The organism is Lysinibacillus sp. GW823-FHT06C08 (genome assembly GCF_058795135.1).
In genome coordinates, this window is sequence record NZ_JBXAHN010000004.1 from 113,800 (window position 1) to 137,904 (window position 24,105).

Consider the following 24,105-nt stretch of genomic DNA (forward strand, 5'->3'; position numbering starts at 1 on the left):
TAACAAATTTCCTACATATAAGAAAAGTGCATTCACGTAGTGAGCTCATGATAAACCTAATGCACCTAAAGTACAAGGAAAGTTTTTTAAAAAAAGCACATTGAAACCAGTTAGATTTCAATGTGCTCAAAATGAAAATATTATGCGTTTACCGTTTCTAATGCATTAGCCACTTTTTTCACTAGGTCAACAACGCGTGCAGAGTAACCCCACTCATTGTCATACCAAGCAAGTACTTTTACTTTACGGTTACCTAATACCATTGTGGAAAGTCCATCAACTGTTGATGAGTAAGTCGTTGTGTTGTAATCAGAAGATACTAGTGGCTCAACTGAGAAATTTAAAATGCCTTTCATTGGACCTTCTGTTGCAGCTTTTACAAATGCTGCATTAACAGCATCAACTGTTACATCTGTATTTAAATCTACTACAAGGTCAACTAAAGAAACATTTGGTGTTGGAACGCGAAGTGCCATACCATGAATTTTACCTTCTAACTCAGGTAAAACTAATTTTAATGCTTTGGCAGCGCCTGTAGATGTAGGAATAATTGATTGTGCACACCCACGTGCACGACGTAAATCTTTATGTGGATTATCTAAGTTCTTTTGATCGTTTGTATAAGCATGAACAGTTGTCATTAAACCATTTTCAATACCAAATGTATCATTTAATACTTTTGCAACTGGTGCTAAGCAGTTTGTTGTACAAGAAGCGTTTGAAATTACATCATGTTTAGCAATATCAAGTTTGTCATCATTCACACCTAAAACAATTGTTACATCTTCGTTTTTACCAGGTGCTGTTAAGATAACTTTTTTCGCGCCAGCTTCTAAGTGCATTGCTGCTTTATCACGCTCATTAAATTTACCTGTAGCTTCGATAACGATATCAACACCCATTGTAGCCCAAGGTAATTTTAATGGATCTCGTTCGCTAATAATTTGAACACGTTTACCATTTACAACTAAAGCATCGCCTGCTGGTTCTACTGTACCTTCAAATGTTCCGTGATTTGTGTCATACTTAATCAAATGTGCTAACGTTTCTGCTGGATAGCTAGCGTTAATAGCAACAATATTTAAATTTTCTTGTACGATCGCTTGGCGGAAAACCATACGTCCGATACGTCCGAAACCATTAATAGCAATTGATACTGTCATTTAAAAATCCTCCTGTGAGTACATACTCAGATTAATTATATACTTTATGGTGATTAGTATAACACAATTTTAAAAAAGATGAACATTAAATAGTCATATTATAAAAGTTCTTATTTTCTGAAAAATTATCTTTTATTATGGCATTTGCCCATAAAAAAAATGTGTAGCAAGATTTACTTGCTACACATTTTTAGCTTGAAACACTTTAAATTACACCCCAGAAAGCTAGAATTTTCTTTAGTTGTTCCTCTGTATTTTCCAGATTCTCATTATTATAAATGACCGCATGAGCTCCCTTTTCTTTGACAGACATAGGCAACTGTGAGTGCATGCGTGCTAAGGCATCCTCTTTTGATAAATGATTGCGTTCCATTAAGCGTCGAAGCTGAACCTCTTCACTTACCGACACTACAATGATACGCTCTACAAAATGCTGAAGCTTACTTTCAAATAACAGGGGAATATCCATGACAACATGCTCATGGCCATCCTCTAAATAGGCATCACGTTGTCGTAGCATTTCCTTTCTAATGGCCGGATGCATAATATCATTTAAAATTTTGCGTTTGGCAGGCTCATGAAAAATAATATCTCCGAGCATTGTCCGATTTAAATTGCCATCCTCTAGTAAAATATCTTGACCAAAGTTTTCTGCAATAAATGCCAGTGTCTCTGTTCCTGGCTCGACGACATCTCGCGCTACAATATCTGCATCAACAATCGGTAATCCTAGTTCGAGCATCATTTTTGCTACTGTACTTTTTCCGCTTGCAATACTTCCTGTAAGTCCGATAATCATTGTTAAATCCCCTTTAATGTTGACAATTTGGGCAAAAAACCGATGTTCGCCCACCAATCGTCATTTGACTTGTTGCCGTTTCACATGCTGGGCATATCTTTTTCCCATACATTTTCAAACGATTCTGCATGCTCCCAGCTTCCCCATTAATATTTCGATAATCAGAGATGGTAGAACCACCTGCTTCAATACTTTGACGCAAAACAGCAACGATCTCCTCAAATAATGCTCGTTTACGCTTCTCACTAATACGGTTCATTTTTCGAGCAGGATGAATTTTTTGAGCAAACAGCGCCTCTGTTGCATAAATATTGCCACAGCCCGAAACGACTTGCCCATCCATAATCACTTCTTTTACGGCCTTATTCTCATATTTTGGTAATGTTGATTTTGTTATAAAAAAATCACACGCTAATTCATCAAACGGCTCTGGCGCCATTTTTGTTAATGGTACATGATCTTCAATTTTTGCCAGAAATCGTAGTTCACCAAAGCGTCGTATATCTGAATAAATTAAGTAACCACCATCAGCCATCTTAAAGGTGGCATGTATATGCTTTTGGAATTTTGCTTCATCGATGTCTTCTGGTGAATTCACAACAAACCATGCACCTGTCATTCCTAAGTGACTAACAAGTACATAAGGAACCTCATCTTTGAATAAGTGAAAGAAAATATATTTTGCACGTCGTTCAATTTTTGTAATCGTCATTTCAGACAACGTTAATTCAAATGCATCAGGCTCTGCTTGCTTAACAATACATTGTTTCCCCTCACTAAAAGAAAAGTGTACCCTTTCAGATAGCTGTACATGTTGAATTGTACGTCCTTCAACCTTTGGCTTCAATGCCTGGACGACACCTTCTACCTCTGGTAATTCAGGCATTTGAACCCCTCCTTATTTTGCTTCATACCATGTCGAACCATGGTTAAAATCTACTTTTAGCGGTACGGAGAGCTCGATTGCATTTTCCATTACCTCTGGCACAATTTTTTCTAGCAACGCAATCTCTTCCTTAGGTGCTTCAAAAATCAACTCATCATGCACTTGTAAAAGTAGCTTTGCCTGCATATTTTCCTTTTTTAGTCGAGCATCCATATCAATCATCGCTTTTTTAATAATATCCGCAGCACTTCCCTGAATCGGGGTATTCATCGCCGTACGCTCAGCAAAGCTTCTTAAATTAAAGTTTAAGCTCGTAATATCTGGTAAATAACGACGTCTATTTAAAATTGTTGTAACATAGCCATTGAACTTCGCATTTTGCACAATATCATCCATATACTGTTTAACACCTGGGAAACTAGCGAAATATTTATCAATAAAAGTTGCCGCTTCCTTACGGGTAATATCTAAATTTTGTGATAGACCATAATCACTGATACCATAAACAATCCCAAAGTTAACAGCCTTCGCTGCACGACGCATATTACTATCAACTTCATCTTCGGATACATGGAATACGTCCATCGCTGTTCGTGTATGAACGTCCATCCCTTCACGGAAGGCCTCTACAAGGTTTTTATCCTCCGACATATGTGCGAGTACACGTAATTCGATTTGCGAATAGTCCGCTGAAAACAGTATCCAATTCTCATTTGAAGGGACAAATGCTTGACGGATTTTACGTCCCTCCTCTAAACGGATAGGGATGTTTTGTAAATTTGGATCTGTTGAGCTTAGTCGTCCTGTAGCAGTTAAAGCTTGTTGGAAACGAGTATGCACCTTGCTATCCTTTTCATGGATTTCCTTTAGCAACCCTTCAATATAAGTAGACTGTAATTTACCAAGCTGACGATATAACAGAATATATTCAATAATGGCATGCTCAGATTTTAACTTCTCTAATACATCAGCAGCCGTTGAATAGCCCGTCTTCGTTTTTTTAATAACAGGTAAACCTAATTTATCGAATAAAATAACACCTAATTGTTTTGGTGAATTAATATTAAACGTTTCTCCTGCCTCCGCATAAATTTCTTGTTCAAGCACGACAAGCTTTTCATTAAGCTCTTGGCCCATTTTTTCTAGCGTAGCACGGTTAACGGTAATGCCTTCACTTTCCATCTCACCTAAAATGGCTGCCAGTGGCAATTCCAAGTCTTTATAAAGATCAAATTGTTCATTTTCCTTTAATAATGCCTCTAGCTTCGGCTGTAATGACCAGACAGCATAAGCTTTTCGGCTAACATGCTGTGCAAGCTTATCTATTTCAGGTATAGCACGTTTAGCCCCCTTGCCATAGACCGTTTCATCTGCTTGTACATCATAATACCCAAGCTCCCTTGCAAGAGTGGCAACATCATCCCCACTAAGTCCAGGATTATTAATATACGAAGCAAGCACTAAATCAAAATCAACGCCAGCTAATTGAATACCTGCTCGTTTTAATGCTGCTTGAGACGCTTTGGAATCAGACATGTATTTTATTTTTGAGGAGTCCTCTAACCAGCAACGTAATATATCTGATTTTGCCGCAATATCAAAAGGAATGTATTGAGTCTTGGTCCCATCAGATAAGGCAATTCCAAGTAGCGCACAAGTGTGGTAATGTTCATTCTCTAGCTCAACATGCACAGCCATCACATCTTGTAAGTCTTCTTGTCGAACTTCTTGAATTTGTTCAAAATCAAAAGGTGTTTGCTCTTGCTCCTGCACAGTAAAATCACTTTTCTCGAGCAATGATTTAAAGCCGAGCTCACGCCATACATTGATCAATTCTTCTTCATTCGGTCCATGGTACGCGAGATCAGTTAATGAAATGGTAATTGGGGCATCTGTAAAAATCGTTGCCAGCTTCTTACTCATCTTAGCCTGCTCTTCATTGGCTACCAGCTTTTCTTTCATCTTAGAAGCTTTCAATGTATCCATCGCCTCGTAAAGTGCCTCAACGGAGCCATGCTCTTTTAATAGTTTGACAGCCGTCTTTTCGCCAACACCTGGCACACCAGGAATATTATCTGAAGAATCCCCCATTAAGCCCTTCATATCAATAATTTGTAAGGGCGTTAAACCGTATTTTTCTGCAATAAAGGCTGGCGTATTTCTCTCAATTTCCGTAATCCCTTTTTTCGTAATATAAACCGTAACTTGCTCTGTCGCAAGCTGTGTTAAATCGCGGTCTCCAGATACGATGATAACATCCATATCCTGTGATGAAGCCTCTTTTGCCAGCGTCCCAATAATATCATCCGCTTCATATAGGTCTTGTTCATATTGCTTAATTCCATAGGCATCAATTAGCTTGCGTATATAAGGGAATTGCTCCGATAATTCTGGTGGCGTCTTTTGTCGTCCACCTTTATATTCTGTAAAGGTTTCATGGCGGAAAGTTGTTTTTCCAGCATCAAAAGCCACTAAAATTTGCGTTGGTTGCTCTTCCTCTAATATTCTTTGTAGCATCGTTGTAAATCCGTACACAGCATTAGTATGAATTCCACTATCATTCGTCAACAATGGCAACGCAAAAAACGCGCGATATGCTAAACTATTACCGTCCAATAATAGTAATTTTTCCTTTGTCATAATATTATCCTCCTGCGTTGTCTTCTACTTCCTTCTACTTTATCATAACAATACATTTCAAGTAAAAAAAGCAGACGGGTCCTCCCTAAGGTTATCCGCTACTTTTGACTCGCTATCCGTCACTCTCTCGGTTTTATCCGTCACTTTTGGCTCGCTATCCGTCACTTTCTTTGTTTTATCCGTCACTTATAACATGCTATCCATCACTCCTGCATTTCAACCTATAGCGAATGTGAGCCCTTTATTGTGAAAATCCATAGCAGCAGGTAATGAGGTTTCTCCTGTCACAGGATCAGTGTATATTATTGCTTCATTTAATGTAATAGCAACTTGTTCGCCTCAATAGTAAAGGATTCCTCGTATTCAACGCATAAAAACGTAAAAAAACTCCCATTCGCGGATAAAGTCCCAGTGAATGAAAGTTCTATTATAGATATTATTGATTGGCTGTTCGATGAAAAATTTCTTCATATATAATCGTTAAAATAAAGGCATTCATAAAGGCAAATACTAAAAATAATGGCATTCCACCCAGTTGTGGCTGTGTTAACTCTTTACTAAATACCATTACAGCACTAATTTGCGCTAAAAAGAAAATGAAGCCAATACCGACTTGCCAAATAGGACGCTTGACCTTACGTTTTTCATACCAAAACAACTTTTTAAACAGATTTCTTACATCATTTGCAATAATAATACTAACTAAAAAGATACTTACAAAAAATACAGGTATATGATAAACACTCTTTGTCATCCATGCAAAATCAGATAGGCGGAAGAACAGAGTCAATAACGATGCTATACTACAAGCAATTCCTACATTTTGGAGCCAAGTGCTAATTCGCAATTTCACAGCTATTACCCCCAACAGTTCTTTTTTAAACATTATCATTCTATCAAATTATAGGCTGTTGGGGAATAGAAATTTGTATGTTTCTATTATTTTCACAATATAACAAGTCAATTGTAGGGATATTTATAATTTTCATAGTAACCAAAAAGTCGCCTTCCTAATAGGAAAGACGACTTTGCTATCTATTATTTTAAATAACCAGATAAAATTTTTGCATAAGGTGATGATGCTGGCAAAATAATGACCGTATCCTCTCCAACCGTTTTCTTATAGGATTCTAACGTACGGTATAAAGAGTAAAATTCAGGATCTTGAGAGAATGATTTATTGTATATTTTCGCAGCTTCCGCTTCTCCCTCAGCTTGAATAATGGATGCCTCCTTATTCGCTGTAGCTAACATTTCCTGCACTTGTTGATCCGTTTGGGCTTCGATACGTCGTTTATCTGCATCCCCTTCAGAAAGATATAATTGAGCCGTTGATTCACGCTCTGAAATCATGCGGGTAAATACAGACTGTTCATTTTCTGCCGGTAAGTCTGTACGACGAATACGTACATCCACTACTTCTACACCATACTTGTCGTTTTGTAACAGTTCATTAACTCGCTCTGTTACACGATCATTGATGCTTCCTCGTGAAGATTTTTCATCATTAATAATTTCATCGTATCGCAGTTGGCCAAGCTCTGTTCTTATGACGGAGTAAATAAACTCCTCCATTCGAGTCTCTGCCTTGCTAAGTGTACCTGCATTCGATATTAAAGCTTTTGGATCTGTAATACGCCAAACAGCATAGTTATCGATGATAATTCTTTTTTTATCCTTTGTATTAATTTCTTCTTCTGAAATATTATAGGTCATCTGATTTTTTGGTAATCGTGTAACACTTTGAATAAAAGGTATTTTCATTTTTAAGCCTGGATCTCGTTCAAATTTCACTACTTCTCCAAACTGGCGAACCACGGCATATTCAGATTCCTTTACAATATAAACATTCGCAAAAATAATGATAGCTGTAGCAAAAACAACTGTTAATGTGATGACAATAGACAGATATTTTTTAGGGTTGAGCGGGCCTTTTTTCGCCATTTTCACGACATTGTCTCCCGAATCACTGTCTGTTGGAGCCGCTTTTTTGCTTTTTCCTGATAAAAAATTGAGGAATTTGTCAAGGTCCTTATTTTTTTGGTCCATTAATTACTGCTCCCTTCTTTTTTATCTGATTGTGCCTGCTGAGGCTGTAATGGCTGTAGTGGTAAGTACTTCATCGTACTGCCATCATCATTCATAATGTATATTTGCGCCTTCGGTAAGACGTTTTCAAGTGTTTCTAGAATTAATCGCTCTCGTGTAATTTGTTGATTTCCTTTATATTGCTCATACATCTTATTAAAGACAGCTACATCACCTTGAGCTTGCTCGATACGTGCTGTTTTTGCACCTTGTGCCTTGGAAATAATAGCATCTTTTTCACCTTCAGCTTCACTTTTACGCTGATTCATATACTTTTGTGCTTCATTCGTTTTTGTATTCTTTGTTTCACGTGCATCCGTTACTGCTGTGAAGGCAGCACGCACTTCCTTGTTTGGTAATTCAACGTCTTGTAATTTCACACCTAATACGCCAATACCAATATCATATTTTTCGATTAAGGACACTAGTAAATCACGTGTTTTTGCTTCAATTTCAGCCTTCCCATCTGTTAATGCTGCATCAATGGTAGAGCTACCAATAATTGAACGAATGGCGCTTGATGTGGCGCTATGTAAAATTTCTTCGGGGCTTTGTGCGTTAAATAAAAATTTACGAGGGTCGGTAATTTTCCATTGTACAACAAGATCAGTTAATACAATATATTCATCTCCTGTAATCATCTTTGTCTCAGCATCATAGGCTTCTAGCTCTCCTGCCTTATTTTGCTTATAGCCAAACTGTAAACTGAACGTTTCTTTCGATAAAATTTCAACTGATTGAACTGGCCAAGGTAATTTAAAATGAAGTCCTGGGTTTGTAACCATTTCATCGGCACGGCCAAATGTAATGACAACCGCTTGTTCTGATTCATCTACTGTGTACCAAGATGTAAATACGGTAATAAGTGCAATAACTCCAAAAATCCCAAGTCCAACCATCATTAGTGTCCTTTTCACACTCATGTCTGTTCCTCCCTTTTATTGATTACTATTGTTTACGGAAGAGTTTTATAAAAAGTTTCAAAATATAGTGAATTTAGCATAAAAAAATCCTGCTACCTTTTATGGTAACAGGATATTAATAACTAGATGTTCAAAGACTGGGAAAATGGTTGTGGTTAATACAATGCTAATTAAAGCAGCAACAATCATTGCTAAGCTGGCAAATGTACCCTCTAGTTCACCAAATTCAAATGCTCTAGATGTACCTGCCCCATGCGCGCCCATTCCTAACATTAATCCTCTAGACGATGGGTTGTGGAATCGACATATTTTAATAACAATAGGTGCTAATAGGCTTCCTAAAATGCCTGTCGTCATAACAAAGACAGCTGTTAAAGTAGGAGAGCCTCCAATCATATTTGAAATGTCCATTGCAATAGGTGTTGTCACTGAACGTGGCACTAAACTATGCACAAGCTCATTGTTTAACCCTACTACTAAGGCCATTATAAAAGATGAAATAATGGCGACTGTGGAGCCAACCGCAATACTTATAAAGATTTCGAAGGCATGTTTTTTTAATAAATTGACATTTTTATAGATAGGAACCGCAAAAGCAACCGTTGCTGGTCCTAGTAAATTCGTTAAAACACTAGCTCCTGCATTATAAGTTGTATACGGTATACCTGTTAGTAATAGTAAGATAATAATAACGATCGGCGTCACCAGCATAGGTGTCAGCCATTCCTTTTTATATTTCTTATAGATTATTTTACAAATATAAAAAATAATAATTGTTCCAAGTAAGCTACTACCAGCTATCCATAAACTCATACTGCATCACCCTTCTTTCGACGCCCTAGCCATTGTGCTGTGTAGCCCGTTACAAACATCACAATAATCGCACTTCCAACAATGACCAACACAACCTTCATGCCTTGCACACCGAATAATGCATCATAATCGATGACACCAATGGCAGATGGAATGAAGAAAAGTAAGAGTTCACTTAGTAATAATGCTGCCCCTAGCTCAATCCATTCAAGCTTAATAATATGAAACTGTAAAAGTAAAAATAATAGAACGAGTCCTATTATGCTCCCTGGAATCGGCAAGTGAAGTAGGCGTGCAATACTATTCCCAATCAATAATAGGAAATAAAGAAAGCCGATTTGCACGATACTTTTGACGATTTTCATGGTCATCCTTCTCTCATTTTTTTCTCTGCTTCAACAGTCAGAAAAACACGATTCAAATGAAAAGAAGTTATGATTTCACTGACTGTTCAAGCTTTAGTTTGACAAACTATCTACTACAGATTGATGTTAAACTTTTATGCTACTATACTTTACACCTATTTATCCTCTCTGTAAAACAGAAAAAGAATCTAGTGCCTAATAATTAGACAATAGATTCTTCTGTGGAGAAAATAAAACAGTTATTAAAAAATCTGTCATCACCAAATAAATTGATGAGCGCGATTTTTTAGTTTATAGTCTTAACAATCATATAAGGGGGTTTCTAGTTATAAGTATAGTTCCCAAATATGAATGTAACATTTTGTTCATGTAAAGTATTTGTTAATTTTTCGGAATCATCACAATCATTATTGTCCCTACGCCCACTTCACTTTCTACTTGAATACGTCCATGATGGGCCTCTACAAGATGCTTGACAATTGCTAAGCCTAAGCCTGTTCCACCTGAATTCCGGCTTCGTGCGCGATCAACACGATAAAAGCGCTCAAAGACTCGGGCTATTTCATGCTTTTCAATTCCAATTCCTTGATCTTCAATTTCAATAATACCATGTGTTTCATTTTCCTTTAAACGAATAGACACTGTTGTATTTTCTGGAGAATAGGTGATTGCATTGGTAATTAAATTCGTCACGATCTGAATAATACGATTGGCATCACCCATTACTTGTACGTCACGGTCAATATCCACTTGGAAGCTCATATTTTTTTCATCTAATCGTGGCGCTGTTAGCTCTGCTCCACGAATCAGCACATCCTGCAAGCCCATTGGCATAATGTTGACCGTGAAGCCATGTTGTTCAATTTTAGAAAGCTCTAACAAATCCTGAATGAGCATTTGAAGACGATTACTCTCTTTATAAATAATTTCCAAGAAAGATATTAACATTTTTTCGTCTTTATAGGCTCCATCCAATAAGGTTTCAGAAAAACCTTTAATAGAGGTAATAGGTGTTCGCAATTCATGGGATACATTGGCAACAAAATCTTTGCGAATTTGCTCTAAACGGACAAGCTCCGTTATATCATGCATAACAATAACAACGCCTAGCCATCGTCCATGGTCCCCAATAACAGGTGCTCCATATACTTCTTTATTATAGAGCTCCTGCTTTATCTCCATTTTAATTTGCTGTCGATAAGGCATCTCTGTAAGAAATACGTGATCGATAAACTGCTCTAATGATTTTGGTAAGCCAATTGTCCGGAATACCTTTCCCTGAACTTCATCAATCTGCATCCCAAAACGTTCTAAAAATACGCGATTCACAATAGAAATATTGCCTTCACGCCCAATCATCATGAGAGAGCTACCCATATTTTCGATTAACGTTTTCAGCCTCTCTTCCTCTACTTCACGAACAGTCGTAATATCCTGGAGATTACGAGCCAAAATATTAATGGAATGACTTAATGGAATCATGCGTTCATATTCATTTTCCTGGGCACGTGCACGATAGTTCCCCTTTGCAAGTTCAAGAGCCGTTTCCGTAACATTATCGATTGGTGCTGTAAAATTCCGTATCATATAGCGACTGACAATCCCGATTAAAATCAGGGTAATCGTGAAGAGGATGGCCAATATGATATAGAGTCTGGCACGTACAAAGGTCAAAGAATCTTCTAGATCTAAGCTCTGTGATGCAAATAATGCTTCTTGATCTTCCTCTGAAAGCTGGAGCTTGCGTTCATCTATTACTTGAGTCATTGATGCTTGTTTATGAGTATTTGCATCCTCATTGTATTGCTTAATATAAACAGGAAAAAGCTGACCTATAACAATCATTAGGACAGCTAATATCGTTCCAAGTAAAAGCATGAATGTCAAAAATAAGCGGTTGCTCATTGATTTCATGACGTTTTCGGCTCCTCAAATTTATAGCCAAGCCCCCTGATTGTTTTAATAAACATTGGCTTACGGCTATTTTCCTCAATTTTATCGCGAAGGTGGCTAATATGAACATCCACAATTCGAGTATCGCCAGCAAAATCATATTTCCATACAGCACTTAATAGCTGATCGCGTGTTAATACACGATTTTTATTTTCAAGTAAGTAAATGAGTAATTCAAATTCCTTTGGCGTAAACTCCAGTGCCTCATCTTGTAAAAAGACTTCAAAGCGTTCTGGAAATACACGCAATTGTCCAAACTCAAACATTTTCTCTTGCGGCTCATCTTTCTCATCTGATACAACATTTTGAGTAAAACGTCTTAAAACTGCCTTAACGCGTGCCAGTACTTCCCGTGGACTAAAGGGTTTAGTCATATAATCATCTGCGCCTAATTCTAGACCAAGTACTTTATCAAATTCGTCATCTTTTGCTGTTAACATTATTATAGGCGTATTCATACGCTGCTGACGTATTTGTTTGCATACTTCCATACCATCTAGTTTAGGTAGCATCAAATCTAACAGAATTAAATTAGGCTGTATCTCAATTGCTTTTTCCAGACCTTCTTGTCCATCTGCAGCTGTTTCCACTAAATAGCCAGCCTGTTCTAAATTATATTTCAATAATGTTGCGATTGAAAATTCATCTTCAATAACTAATATCGTTTTTGTCATAATATAATGCCTCCGTTAGTGATTTGAAACCCCCATTTCAAACCTCAAGACGTCTATAATGCAAGTGGTGGTGTCACCAACAACATACCTTCAATCACAAGCTGCTTTTGCTCATTATAAGAGTGTACAGACACCGTAATCGTATTTTCATATTTATTGACTGCTGTTACCTCTAAAAGCGTATCAAACAATTCATAATGATAGAGAGGCCCTAAATATTTTAAATGTTGCTCAATAATTCGTGCACCCGGTCCTGGAATATACTTTGACACAGCTGATGTAATAATACCATTTAACATGATGGTCGGGACAATCGGTTTTTCAAAAGGTGTCATCGCCGCATAATCATGTTGAATATAAAGTGGATTACTATCATTCGTGAGCCCTAAATACAGCAACAGATCTCTATCCTCAATCTTTTCAGTTATATGGATCTTTTCGCCAACTGTAATTTCATCGATTGTCAGACCAAGTTTACTATTTTTTTGAAGCAAAGATACGCCAACCCCTTTTCTATCATACTACATTCATAGTATCAATTTTATGCCAAAAGTACAACGAAAAGCCGAAGTACCTTAACCCTATCACACTTATGCACAAAAAAACGAGCAGGAGTTACCTACTCGTTTTCTTAATTCAGCAAATACTCATGTACTGATATTGAAACTTCAGATATAGAGACATTGCTTATATATTTTTTCGATAGCTGAAATAGAGAGAGATCGACATGCTGCCCTAAAGACTCTGGCGAAAAGCACCTTGAGTCGGACATCGTTAATCTACACTAAAATTTTCATTACGTTGCGTACTGCATCTGCCGATTGGTCTAAAGCTGCTTTTTCTTTGTCTGTTAACTCAAGCTCAAAGATTTTTTCAATACCATTTTCGCCAAGTAATGTAGGAACACCCAGATATAAATCGCTATAGCCATATTCACCTTCTAAATAAGCAATAGATGGTAGAATACGCTTTTGATCTTTAATAATAGCTTCAGCCATTTCAATCAATGCTGCAGCAGGTGCATAGTAGGCTGAACCGTTTCCAAGTAAGTTAACGATTTCAGCACCCCCATTACGAGTGCGATCAACGATAGCTTCTAGACGTTCAGCAGGGATTAATGTTTCTAATGGAATACCACCTGCAAATGAATAACGTGTTAAAGGCACCATCGTATCTCCATGACCACCTAATACAAAACCAGTAATATCTTTTACTGAGACATTCAACTCTTCTGCAACAAATGCACAGAAGCGCGCCGTATCAAGAACACCAGATTGACCGATAACACGATTTTTTGGGAAACCAGTTTCCTTATAAACTGTGTAGGTCATGGCATCAACTGGATTAGTAAGGACGATAATTGTGGCATTTGGTGAATGTGCGGCAATCTCTTTGGACACTGTTTTCATGACGCCCTGGTTGATTTGTACAAGATCATCACGACTCATACCTGGTTTACGGGCTACCCCAGCTGTAATAATGACTACGTCAGAATTAGCTGTATCTGCATAATTTGATGTACCTTTTACATAAGCATCAAAGCCTTGTATTGGCGCTGCCTCCCACATATCTAGAGCTTTTCCCTTTGTAGGATTTTCTGCTTGTGGGATATCTACTAATACAACGTCACCAAGTTCTTTCTGAGCTGCTAAAAAAGCTGCGGTAGCACCTGTAAATCCTCCACCGATTACTGATAATTTATTTCGTTTCAGAGACATTTGAATACGCTCCTTTAAAATGGGGTTATATATTTTAAAAGAGGGAGGAGAAATACATCTCACTCCCTCGATTAAACAAGTTCATCGTAAATATTTTATTTAACGAAAATTCACTTTTACCCTAATTATATCAGCATATAAAAGTATACTTTCACGTGAAAATTTCTATATCAGAATAGAAAATTATAAGTTTTTGATTAACTCATTAGCGAATTCTGAACATTTCACTTCTGTAGCGCCGTCCATTAAACGAGCGAAGTCATAAGTTACAACTTTAGAAGAAATTGTATTCTCAACAGATTTAGTGATCATGTCAGCAGCTTCTTGCCATCCTAAGTGTTCAAGCATTAATACACCTGAAAGTAATACTGAAGATGGGTTTACTTTATCTAAACCAGCATATTTTGGAGCTGTACCATGAGTAGCTTCGAAGATCGCATGTCCAGTAACATAGTTAATGTTAGCTCCTGGAGCGATACCGATACCACCAACTTGTGCAGCAAGTGCATCAGAAATATAGTCACCATTTAAGTTCATTGTAGCTACTACATCGAACTCAGTTGGACGAGTTAAGATTTGTTGTAAGAAGATATCAGCGATAGAATCTTTTACTAAGATTTTACCAGCTGCTAAAGCATCAGATTGAGCTTTGTTTGCTGCTTCTTCACCTTGTTCAGCTTTGATTGCATCGTATTGGTTCCAAGTGAAAGTTTGATCAGCAAATTCTTTTTCTGCTAATTCATAACCCCATTTTTTGAATCCACCTTCAGTGAATTTCATGATGTTACCTTTATGAACTAAAGTAACAGATGGGCGTTTATGTTTAATTGCGTATTCGATAGCAGAACGTACTAAACGCTCAGTACCTTCTTTAGATACAGGTTTAACACCGATACCAGAAGTTTCTGGGAAACGGATTTGATTTACACCAAATTCAGATTGTAGGAAGTTGATGATTTTTTGAGCTTGTTCTGAACCAGATTCGAATTCAATACCAGCGTAGATGTCTTCTGTGTTCTCACGGAAGATAACCATATCAACGTCTTCTGGGCGTTTAACTGGAGAAGGCACTCCATCAAAGTGACGTACTGGGCGTAAGCATACATATAAGTCAAGTTGTTGACGTAATGCTACGTTAAGAGAGCGGATACCACCACCGATTGGTGTAGTAAGAGGACCTTTGATTGCAATTAAGTATTCATTAATTTTGTCTAAAGTTTCTTGTGGTAACCATTCACCAGTTTGGTTAAATGCTTTTTCACCAGCTAAAACTTCTAACCATTCAATTTTCTTTTCACCGTTATAAGCTTTTTCTACTGCTGCGTCGATTACGCGTGATGCTGCTGCCCAGATATCTGGACCAATTCCATCACCTTCGATGAAAGGAATTACTGGATTATTTGGTACATTAAGTACGCCATTTTCAACTACAATTTTGTTTGACATTCTGTTGCCTCCTAAATTCATAATCATAGGACTGTGTTAGTGATAACACAGTCCCAAACATTCTAGCATATTTTCCAAATTAGCGCTCGCTGATTGGAACATATTTTTGCATGCCTGGTCCAACATACTCAGCACGTGGACGGATTAGGCGGTTATTTGCATATTGCTCAAGGATATGTGCCACCCAACCTGAAGTACGTGATACTGCGAAAATTGGTGTGAACAGGTCATGATCAATACCTAAAGAATCATACACTGACGCAGAGAAGAAATCTACGTTAGCTGGTAATTTCTTTTGTTCAACGATCATGTCATGGATTTTAACTGACATTTCATAAAGCTCTGGTTTACCAGTTAGTTCAGTTAATTTTTTAGACATTACGCGTAAATGTGGTGCACGAGGGTCGCCTTTGCGATATACGCGGTGACCGAAGCCCATGATTTTTTCTTTGTTGTCTAATTTATTTTGAATGTAAGATTCAACATTTTCAAGTGAGCCAATTTCAGTTAACATCTTCATAACTTGCTCATTTGCTCCACCATGAAGTGGCCCTTTTAAAGCGCCGATTGCTGCAGTTACACCAGAATAAACGTCTGATAATGTAGCTACACATACACGTGCAGTGAATGTAGATGCATTTAACTCATGGTCAGCATGCAATACTAGTGCTTTGTCGAATGCTTCAATTTCAATATCTGCTGGCTCTTCGCCTTTAAGCATGTATAAGAAGTTTGCCGCATATCCTAGTTCAGGTTTTGGTGAAACTGGTTCTAAACCTTTACGAACACGTGCAAATGCAGTTACTACTGTAGCAATTTTAGCTTGAAGACGAATTGCTTTACGGTAGTTTGCTTCTGGGTCCATAACATCCGCTTCTTCATCGAATACACCAAGTAGAGATACTGCAGTACGTAGTGCAGCCATTGGATGTACAGTTGAAAGTGGGTATGTTTTGAATTGGTCGACAATCGCTTGCGGAATTGACATATTGTCTGCCAATTGTTGTTTTAACTCAGCTAGCTCGTCCGCTTTTGGTAAACGAGTATGCCATAACAAGTAAATTACCTCTTCAAATGACGCATTTTGTGCTAAATCATCAATGTTGTAACCAACATATGTAAGTGTGTCATCGATAATTGAACTGATTTTAGATTCCGCTGCTACGATACCTTCTAATCCTTTAGTTGCTGACATAAATTATCGCTCCCTCATATTTATATTTTGTTGTAAATGCGTTTTTTTCTTGCATTTACGGTTTTTGCTCATATGAACCATTAAGTAAATCGCTTACATTGCTATTATAATCATTTTTGACAGCTTTGTGAATGAAAATCCTCTAAATAAAGAAAAAGACGTCCGAACGACTATATATTTGTCCTAAAGAGATTTTATTGTATTTTTTGACATTATGATTTGAGGTGAATTTGTTAAAATGAGGAATTTAAAGTATTTTTCATACGAAAGAACCACAAGTATTTTACTTTTTATTTTTTACTTAGTCATACTTTGGTTTGTATTACCAGTATCACTTGCGATTTTTTTGTCATTTTCGACGTACCCTGTCATAAATTTCTTGCATAAATATTGCAGGATCGCCTATTGGATAGCAGCAATAATTGTGGAGGTATTGATTTTAACTTGTATTTTTTTGCTTGTCGTCATATCCATCAATAGTGTGATTGTCATCTTTCCGGAGATTCGTAATACATTACAAAACTTCCCACTTTTCAGTGAATATGAATCGATGTTTATACAAGTTTTAAAGGAGAAATCACTTTCTATTTTTGATTCGATCATCATATATACAGCTGATCTTTTCCAATTATTAATGAAACATGTCATTGAGGTATTCATTTTCTTGGTAGCTTATTATTTCGCTCTCCTAGAAACGCGTAAATCACGCTATTGGTTTTTTCAATATGTGCCAAAGAAATATCGTCAAGAATGGCAATCACATTTCGCGAAAATCATGCAACTTTTTCATTATTTTTTATATGTGGAATTTCAATTATTTACAATAACCTTACTTATTCTTTGTGGAGGCTTTATGATCCTTCAATTTGAACAAGCTATTATTAAAGCTTTTATTGTAGCTTTCGCAGATGTCCTGCCATTTTTCGGTATCGGTGTATTTCTTGTGCCGATGAGTATTTATTTTTATTTCAATGGAAATACATTTTTATGTGTAGCCATTTTACTGTTGTATTTATTTGTACAATTAACAAGGCAGCTAGCTGAATCAATGCTTTGGTCCAACACGCTTCAATTACGTACATTCCATACATTTTTCATCAGCGCCGCCTCTATTCTATTATTTGGCTTTTATGGAATATTACTTAGCCCGATCTTTTTATTTTTAGCGGTTAAGCTAAAAGAAAACTCTATCTTTGAACGATAATAAATTGACCTTTTTTCATTTTTTTACGCATCCAATAATAGACAACCGGTTGGAACATTTTTCGTGAAAAAGGCAAAAGCAGTAGTAAGCCAATAAGATCTGTCATAAAGCCTGGTAATGCTAAAAGCAGTCCACCACTAAAAGTTAATAATGTATCAACCAACGCAGATCCCGGAGCCTCTCCACGTGCTAATGTATTTTTTACATTTTGGACAGAATTCATACCTTTATTCTTCATTACATAAACCCCAAGTACACTAGTGGCAATAATGAGTAATAATGTACTTAAAACACCAATGTTTTGTCCAATAACTATTAATAACGCCAATTCGGCTAATGCGTAGACAATGAAACCAAGAAAAATTTTTCGCATATTTTTCTCCTTTCTACTTGAAAAGGTATACCTTTTATACGTTATTATAGCCCATTTAGTTTCATAAAAAAAATGAATGCCTCCCATCAAATAATACCAAATCACTTATCTTTTTTGATGGAGATATAAAAAGTAGCTTTCCATATAGCACGAAATATAGTTAATTTGTACAACCCTTATTAAAAGCTCTAGTACAACAAATCGCACTAGAGCTTTTTGTTTATAATTAAAGAACGCTAGCATGTCCTTTATAGATAACGCCTGTTTCAGCGTCCATCGTAATTTCTTGACCATGGCGTAATAATGTTGTTGCTTCTTTTACGCCAACAATTACTGGAATACCAAGACTTAGTCCAACTACTGCAGCATGACTAGTTAGTCCACCTTCTTCAGTAATTAGCCCAATGCAATTTTCTATTGCTGGCATCATTTCACGGTCTGAACCAACTGTTACAAGTATACTTCCTTCCGTATCATAAGCAAGTGCCTCAGCCGCATTTTTAGCAATAACTGTTTTACCTACAACCGATGCCTTGCCAATCCCTTGCCCACGAGCTAGTAAATCGCCAATAATGTGTACTTTCATTAGGTTTGTAGTACCCGCTTCACCAACTGGCACACCTGCTGTAATTACAACAGCATCACCATGTGTGACAAAACCGTGTTTCAAGCTTTCATCTACAGCTAATTCTAAAATCTCATCTGTAGTTGTCACACGTTGGCAAACAATTGGGTGTACACCCCACACTAATGTTAATGTTTGAGCCGTATTTGTTGAGCCTGTTACTGCAACAATAGGTACACCAGGTCGGTATTTGGCAATCATTCTAGCTGTATTTCCACTTTCTGTTGGGGCTAATACGGCTTTGACACCTAAATTAATGGATGTATAAGCGACTGCTTGTGAAATAGCTTCTGTCATATTGGCTTCTTTTTCACGACTACGTGTAGAAACAATCGATTTATAATCTAATGAATTTTCAGTACGTTGAGCAATTTTATTCATTGTTTGTACTGACTCCACTGGATATAGACCCGCAGCAGTTTCTCCTGATAACATGATTGCATCTGTACCATCAATGATGGCGTTCGCTACATCACTTGCTTCTGCACGTGTTGGACGTGGGTTACGTTGCATAGAATCCAACATTTGAGTAGCCGTAATAACTGGTTTTCCTACTTGATTACATTTTAGAATTAACTTCTTTTGTACAAGAGGTACTTCTTCTGCTGGAATTTCAACACCTAGATCTCCACGTGCTACCATCAATCCATCGGATACAAGGATAATCTCATCGATATTATCGACACCCTCTTGGTTTTCAATTTTCGGGATGATTTGGATATGCCCACCGCCATTTTGCTCAAGTAACTCACGAATTTCAAGCACATCTTTTGCACGACGAACGAATGAGGCAGCAATGAAATCTACACCTTGTTCAATACCAAATAAAATATCCTGAGCATCCTTTTCAGTAATACCTGGAAGTTGTACAGAAACACCTGGTACGTTGACACCTTTTTTATTTTTCAATACGCCCGCATTTTCTACAATCGTATGAATTAAACCTTTTTCAACATCTGTAGCTAGTACACGTAATTGGATCAGACCATCATCAAGTAAAATAATTGAGTTTTGCTCAACATCTTCTACTAGTTGCTCATAAGTAACAGAAAAGCTTGTCTCCGTACCTTCTACTTCAGTCATTGAAATATCAATCACTTGGCCAGCTGATAAATGAAGCTCACCATTTTTCATGTTATGCGTACGAATTTCAGGACCTTTTGTGTCTAATAAAATTCCTACTGGTTTATTTAACTTTTGTGCCACTTCACGAATTAAATGAATTCGTCCCGCATGCTCTTCATGAGAGCCATGTGAAAAATTCAAGCGGGCTACATTCATACCTGCTTCAATTAATTTTTCTAATGTTTCTGGTGACTCACTTGCAGGTCCAATTGTACATACGATTTTTGTTTTTCTCATTTTTGCCCACTCCGTTTATAACAAATTATATTGATAGTTCTTTCATAAGTGTGTATAGACTTACATCTGCCTCATGATTTTTTTCAAAAGCCTCCGGCATATCATAATCGATAACCTGATGATTGCGAATACCTACCGCTCGGCCATATTTGCCTTCCATTAGTAACTCCACTGCATGTGCGCCAAACTGACTTGCCAATACGCGATCACGTGCAGTTGGGGAACCACCACGCTGAATATGACCTAACACAGAAACACGTGTTTCTTTACCAGTCTTTTCTTTTATCAACTTAGCTAGTTCATTTCCAGACATAACGCCTTCTGCCACAATAATGATACTATGCTTCTTCCCACGTGCTGCACCACGATCTAAGCGTGCCACAATATCATCTAAGTCATAATCCTCTTCTGGAATTAAGACTGTTTCAGCACCGGCAGCAAGTCCTGCCCATAAAGCAATATCTCCTGCATCACGACCCATAACCTCAACTATGAAAGAATTTTCATGAGAAGTAGCTGTGTCACGAATTTTATCGATGGATTCTACTACTGTATTGAGTGCCGTATCAAAGCCTATCGTATATTCTGTTCCTGGAACATCATTATCGATAGTTCCTGGTACACCTACAGCAGGGAAGCCTTTTTTCACTAAATCCATAGCCCCTCTATAAGAACCATCGCCACCAATGACAACAAGTCCTTCAATTCCGGCAGCTCGTAAATTTTCAATGCCTTGTAGTTGCACGGCATCTTCTTTAAATTCTGGACATCTCGCAGAATTTAAATGGGTACCACCACGCTGAATAATACCACCAACCGAACCTAGATCAAGTTCTTCTAAATAACCTTTTACTAAGCCCTCATAACCATGTTTAATTCCGACAACATCAATTCCATGGAATGCTGCCTTACGAACAACCGCTCGAATAGCTGCGTTCATTCCAGGCGCATCTCCACCACTAGTTAATACAGCAATTTTTTTCATTGTCGAACCTCCTGCAGTTACTATTATTATTCACATTAACATGAAAAAACAAACTATGTAAGGGTTCTGAGGCTACAAAAACATAACTTTTACATAAAAAATGAAAAGAATGCGCTTTCACACACTCTTTCCATCCAAAAACATCCTAAATCTAACAAATTTCCAAGAAGTCTGACGTTCAGATTGCGTAACTAGCTTCTTTAATTTTTATAGCTTTTTAATATGTTAAGAAACAAATTTTGTCTCTTAACGAGCAAATTCATATCCCCATATTTTTGCTGCTATCAGAAGATAGCCTTCCAAAAATGTGTTTTATACTTCTGTATATTGTCCGATTTTTTTGAACTTCTCATAACGATCTTCAATTAATTGTTCTCCATTTAGAGAATTTAATGCATGAAGTGTAGTGCTGATGCATTCTTTAATATAAAGTGCCTGTTTTGCTACATTGCGATGGGCACCACCAATAATCTCAGGGACGATACCATCTATAACACCAAGCTCTTTTAAATCCGGTGCTGTTATACGCATTGCTTCAGCCGCTTGCTTAGCAAGGCTACCATCACGCCATAAAATCGACGCCGCTCCTTCTGGAGAAATAACGGAATAGGTTGAGTTTTCTAGCATAAAGACACGGTTTGCAACACCTAATGCTAGTGCACCACCACTTCCTCCTTCTCCAATCACAATACTGATGACTGGTACTGTTAAGCCTGCCATTTCAACAAGGTTTCTAGCGATTGCTTCACTTTGCCCACGTTCTTCAGCAGCTTTACCTGGATAAGCACCTTTTGTATCAATAAAACAAATTATTGGTCGATTAAATTTTTCTGCTTGCTTCATCAAACGTAGGGCTTTACGATAACCTTCTGGGTGAGGCATACCAAAATTACGTCGTATATTTTCTTTTGTTGATTTTCCACGTTGGTGTCCGATTATTGTTACAGGTTGCCCTTCAAAAATACCTATTCCACCAAGAATTGCAGCATCATCACCAAAAGTACGATCTCCATGCAATTCAATGAAATTCTCACATATCGCTTCAATATATTGTAAAGTAGTAGGTCTTTCTGGATGTCTTGCTACTTGCACACGATCCCACGGCTTCATATTCGCATAAATCGATTGCTCTAATTGGGATAGCCGTGTTTCTAGTTTCTCGATTTCACCCGTCATATCGACATCAGCTTCAGTGGCTATTGTTTTTAATTCATCAATTTTTTCTCGTAATTGGATAACTGGTTCTTCAAACGCTAAATTTTTAGACATGTTGCACGCCGCCTTTCGTATGCATTTTTACAAGTAAAGAAACTTGTTTACGTAAATCTTTGCGAGGGAAAATGGCATCAAGTTGGCCATGCTCTAATAAAAATTCTGCCGTTTGGAAATCATTTGGTAGTTTTTCTCTTACAGTTTCTTCAATAACACGACGGCCTGCAAAGCCAATTAATGCTTGTGGTTCTGCAATATTTATATCACCTACAGAGGCAAAGCTTGCTGAAACCCCACCAGTTGTAGGATGCGTTAAAATGGAAATAAATAATAAACCTTGATCGCTATGACGCTTTAAGGCAACACTTGTTTTTGCCATTTGCATTAAAGATAGTACACCTTCTTGCATACGCGCACCGCCACTAGCCGTAAAAATAATAAATGGCACACCTAATTCAGTTGCTTTCTCTACTGCGCGAGTAATTTTTTCGCCCACAACTGAACCCATGGACCCCATACGGAAGTGAGAATCCATAATGGCAACAACAATTTCTTCTCCATCTAATGTACCAACGCCTGTTAGTACAGCTTCATTCAAGCCTGTTTTGTCTTGGTCAGCTGAAATTTTCTCTACATATGCTGGGAAATTCAATGGATTGCTTGTTTGTAAATGATCGTCCATCGAAACGAATGAACCTTCATCCAAGAAATAGTCCACACGTTCTTGTGCAGTCATTTTGAAATGATGACTACATTTTGAACACACTTTATCATTCTTTTCTAGTTCTTTCGTTAATTGAATATGGCGGCATTCAGGACATTTTGTCATTAATCCTTCTGGAAATGCCTTTTCCTGTCCATCCTCTTTCTTTTTTCGATTACCACTAAATAAGCTACGTATTGCCATGTTTGACTCCCCCTTTGTTGTTGTCTAAGTGCTTTGTACAGTACTCATCCACTGCTCATAAGCTTTTAGTGCTTCTTTTTCGTACCCTAGCTGCATCGATTTCAACATAGTTTGAATGATTATTTTTTCATCTTCTGTTGAGTTTCGATTTAAACGGTCGCCATCATAAGCTGCCAATTGAAACCAGATTTTTAATGATAAACGATTACCTGTTGTGATTAAAAGTTCTCGCAATATATCACGACAATTAATCATACCTTCTAATTCTAGTTTCACAAAAAAACTATCCCACACAGGTAGTGTGCGAAGAATCTCTGTACAACTTATTACGCGAATAGCTTCCTTTTCATGAATTTGTCGCGTAAATTCGACATCTTTTTTTGATTTTACATCTTCTAATATAAACATCGACAGGATTTCTACAAGCTGATGCTTATGTGTGGAAGCAAGAAAAGTACCACCACCATGTCTCGTTTCTATAAGACCTAGCAATTCTAGACTTCGCAATGCCTCTCTGACAGAGGATCGCCCGACACCTAGACGCTCAGATAAGACTCGTTCGGAGGGAAGCTTTTCACCTGCTTGAATTTTTTCCAATTTAATGAGTTGACGTAGTTGTTGGACGATTTCTAAAAACACTTTTTTTTGTTCGGTTTTTTTATCCATACGACTAACTCCCCTTATCAAAAAAGTGGTCAGACCACTTTTTAACGTTGACTCTAGCTTACAAAATAACTGCCCAAAAGTAAAGAAAAAACTGCATAAAATTTAATG

General features: G+C 37.4%; 23 protein-coding genes. 1 reads left to right on the plus strand and 22 read right to left on the minus strand.

Going from position 1 to position 24,105, the window contains the following annotated elements; translation table 11 throughout:
* Window positions 1–140 precede the first annotated feature (140 nt).
* The 16 genes from AC1Q6O_RS12245 to citZ form a co-directional block, all read right to left on the minus strand.
* Window positions 141–1,163, minus strand: coding sequence for a glyceraldehyde-3-phosphate dehydrogenase (locus tag AC1Q6O_RS12245; protein WP_008176871.1), 1,023 nt, complete (start codon window positions 1,161–1,163; stop codon window positions 141–143).
* Between the two features lie 205 nt (window positions 1,164–1,368).
* Window positions 1,369–1,962 (minus strand): dephospho-CoA kinase, encoded by a 594-nt coding sequence (gene coaE, locus AC1Q6O_RS12250; protein WP_089985710.1) that lies wholly within the window; start codon window positions 1,960–1,962, stop codon window positions 1,369–1,371.
* A 13-nt stretch (window positions 1,963–1,975) separates the two neighbouring features.
* A complete protein-coding gene (gene mutM / locus AC1Q6O_RS12255) occupies window positions 1,976–2,848 on the minus strand; it encodes a bifunctional DNA-formamidopyrimidine glycosylase/DNA-(apurinic or apyrimidinic site) lyase (protein WP_008176868.1) in 873 nt (290 codons plus the stop codon).
* Between the two features lie 12 nt (window positions 2,849–2,860).
* Window positions 2,861–5,488: a DNA polymerase I gene (polA, locus tag AC1Q6O_RS12260; RefSeq protein WP_492401363.1), complete on the minus strand. Its 2,628-nt coding sequence runs from the start codon at window positions 5,486–5,488 to the stop codon at window positions 2,861–2,863.
* 57 nt (window positions 5,489–5,545) lie between these two features.
* Complete coding sequence (locus tag AC1Q6O_RS12265) at window positions 5,546–5,674, minus strand: hypothetical protein (protein ID WP_258955931.1); 129 nt, start codon at window positions 5,672–5,674, stop codon at window positions 5,546–5,548.
* A gap of 250 nt (window positions 5,675–5,924) precedes the next feature.
* The gene (locus AC1Q6O_RS12270; RefSeq protein ID WP_239354819.1) at window positions 5,925–6,341 is read right to left on the minus strand and encodes a DNA polymerase I; all 417 of its coding nucleotides are present in this window, start codon (window positions 6,339–6,341) and stop codon (window positions 5,925–5,927) included.
* A 185-nt stretch (window positions 6,342–6,526) separates the two neighbouring features.
* Complete coding sequence (gene hflC / locus AC1Q6O_RS12275; RefSeq protein ID WP_008176863.1) at window positions 6,527–7,537, minus strand: protease modulator HflC; 1,011 nt, start codon at window positions 7,535–7,537, stop codon at window positions 6,527–6,529.
* Window positions 7,537–8,499: an FtsH protease activity modulator HflK gene (hflK, locus tag AC1Q6O_RS12280; protein WP_036119524.1), complete on the minus strand. Its 963-nt coding sequence runs from the start codon at window positions 8,497–8,499 to the stop codon at window positions 7,537–7,539. Before hflK ends, hflC begins: the two co-directional genes overlap by 1 nt.
* A gap of 99 nt (window positions 8,500–8,598) precedes the next feature.
* Window positions 8,599–9,312, minus strand: a complete 714-nt coding sequence (locus tag AC1Q6O_RS12285) for an LrgB family protein (RefSeq protein WP_008176859.1) — start codon at window positions 9,310–9,312, stop codon at window positions 8,599–8,601.
* Window positions 9,309–9,677, minus strand: coding sequence for a CidA/LrgA family holin-like protein (locus AC1Q6O_RS12290; RefSeq protein WP_036119530.1), 369 nt, complete (start codon window positions 9,675–9,677; stop codon window positions 9,309–9,311). The genes AC1Q6O_RS12285 and AC1Q6O_RS12290 overlap by 4 nt, the downstream gene beginning before the upstream one ends.
* Before the next feature lie 381 nt (window positions 9,678–10,058).
* Window positions 10,059–11,591: a two-component system histidine kinase PnpS gene (gene pnpS / locus AC1Q6O_RS12295; RefSeq protein WP_089985705.1), complete on the minus strand. Its 1,533-nt coding sequence runs from the start codon at window positions 11,589–11,591 to the stop codon at window positions 10,059–10,061.
* The gene (locus AC1Q6O_RS12300) at window positions 11,588–12,304 is read right to left on the minus strand and encodes a response regulator transcription factor (protein WP_008176854.1); all 717 of its coding nucleotides are present in this window, start codon (window positions 12,302–12,304) and stop codon (window positions 11,588–11,590) included. Before AC1Q6O_RS12300 ends, pnpS begins: the two co-directional genes overlap by 4 nt.
* A 53-nt stretch (window positions 12,305–12,357) precedes the next feature.
* Window positions 12,358–12,798, minus strand: coding sequence for a MaoC/PaaZ C-terminal domain-containing protein (locus AC1Q6O_RS12305; protein WP_008176852.1), 441 nt, complete (start codon window positions 12,796–12,798; stop codon window positions 12,358–12,360).
* A gap of 285 nt (window positions 12,799–13,083) precedes the next feature.
* On the minus strand, window positions 13,084–14,022 hold the full coding sequence (gene mdh, locus AC1Q6O_RS12310; RefSeq protein WP_492401369.1) for a malate dehydrogenase: 939 nt from the start codon (window positions 14,020–14,022) through the stop codon (window positions 13,084–13,086).
* Window positions 14,023–14,205: 183 nt separating this feature from the next.
* Window positions 14,206–15,468, minus strand: a complete 1,263-nt coding sequence (gene icd, locus AC1Q6O_RS12315) for an NADP-dependent isocitrate dehydrogenase (protein ID WP_025114483.1) — start codon at window positions 15,466–15,468, stop codon at window positions 14,206–14,208.
* A 79-nt stretch (window positions 15,469–15,547) separates the two neighbouring features.
* A complete protein-coding gene (citZ, locus tag AC1Q6O_RS12320) occupies window positions 15,548–16,663 on the minus strand; it encodes a citrate synthase (RefSeq protein WP_025114482.1) in 1,116 nt (371 codons plus the stop codon).
* 238 nt (window positions 16,664–16,901) lie between these two features.
* Between citZ and AC1Q6O_RS12325 the strand changes: the two genes are divergently transcribed.
* Window positions 16,902–17,867 carry an AI-2E family transporter gene (locus AC1Q6O_RS12325; RefSeq protein WP_089985702.1) on the plus strand — a complete coding sequence of 322 codons (966 nt, stop codon included), beginning with the start codon at window positions 16,902–16,904 and terminating at the stop codon, window positions 17,865–17,867.
* On the opposite strand, the gene AC1Q6O_RS12330 is transcribed toward AC1Q6O_RS12325, so the two are convergent.
* From AC1Q6O_RS12330 to AC1Q6O_RS12355, 6 genes are all read right to left on the minus strand, one after another.
* The gene (locus tag AC1Q6O_RS12330; RefSeq protein WP_008176844.1) at window positions 17,851–18,240 is read right to left on the minus strand and encodes an FxsA family protein; all 390 of its coding nucleotides are present in this window, start codon (window positions 18,238–18,240) and stop codon (window positions 17,851–17,853) included. The genes AC1Q6O_RS12325 and AC1Q6O_RS12330 overlap by 17 nt on opposite strands.
* A gap of 226 nt (window positions 18,241–18,466) precedes the next feature.
* A complete protein-coding gene (gene pyk, locus AC1Q6O_RS12335; protein WP_008176842.1) occupies window positions 18,467–20,227 on the minus strand; it encodes a pyruvate kinase in 1,761 nt (586 codons plus the stop codon).
* A gap of 25 nt (window positions 20,228–20,252) precedes the next feature.
* On the minus strand, window positions 20,253–21,212 hold the full coding sequence (gene pfkA, locus AC1Q6O_RS12340; protein WP_008176840.1) for a 6-phosphofructokinase: 960 nt from the start codon (window positions 21,210–21,212) through the stop codon (window positions 20,253–20,255).
* A 312-nt stretch (window positions 21,213–21,524) separates the two neighbouring features.
* On the minus strand, window positions 21,525–22,481 hold the full coding sequence (locus tag AC1Q6O_RS12345; RefSeq protein ID WP_008176839.1) for an acetyl-CoA carboxylase carboxyltransferase subunit alpha: 957 nt from the start codon (window positions 22,479–22,481) through the stop codon (window positions 21,525–21,527).
* Entirely contained in the window at window positions 22,474–23,331 is an 858-nt protein-coding gene (gene accD / locus AC1Q6O_RS12350; RefSeq protein WP_312145880.1) for an acetyl-CoA carboxylase, carboxyltransferase subunit beta, read from the minus strand. Before accD ends, AC1Q6O_RS12345 begins: the two co-directional genes overlap by 8 nt.
* Before the next feature lie 24 nt (window positions 23,332–23,355).
* Window positions 23,356–23,997: a FadR/GntR family transcriptional regulator gene (locus tag AC1Q6O_RS12355; protein WP_008176833.1), complete on the minus strand. Its 642-nt coding sequence runs from the start codon at window positions 23,995–23,997 to the stop codon at window positions 23,356–23,358.
* Window positions 23,998–24,105 lie beyond the last annotated feature (108 nt).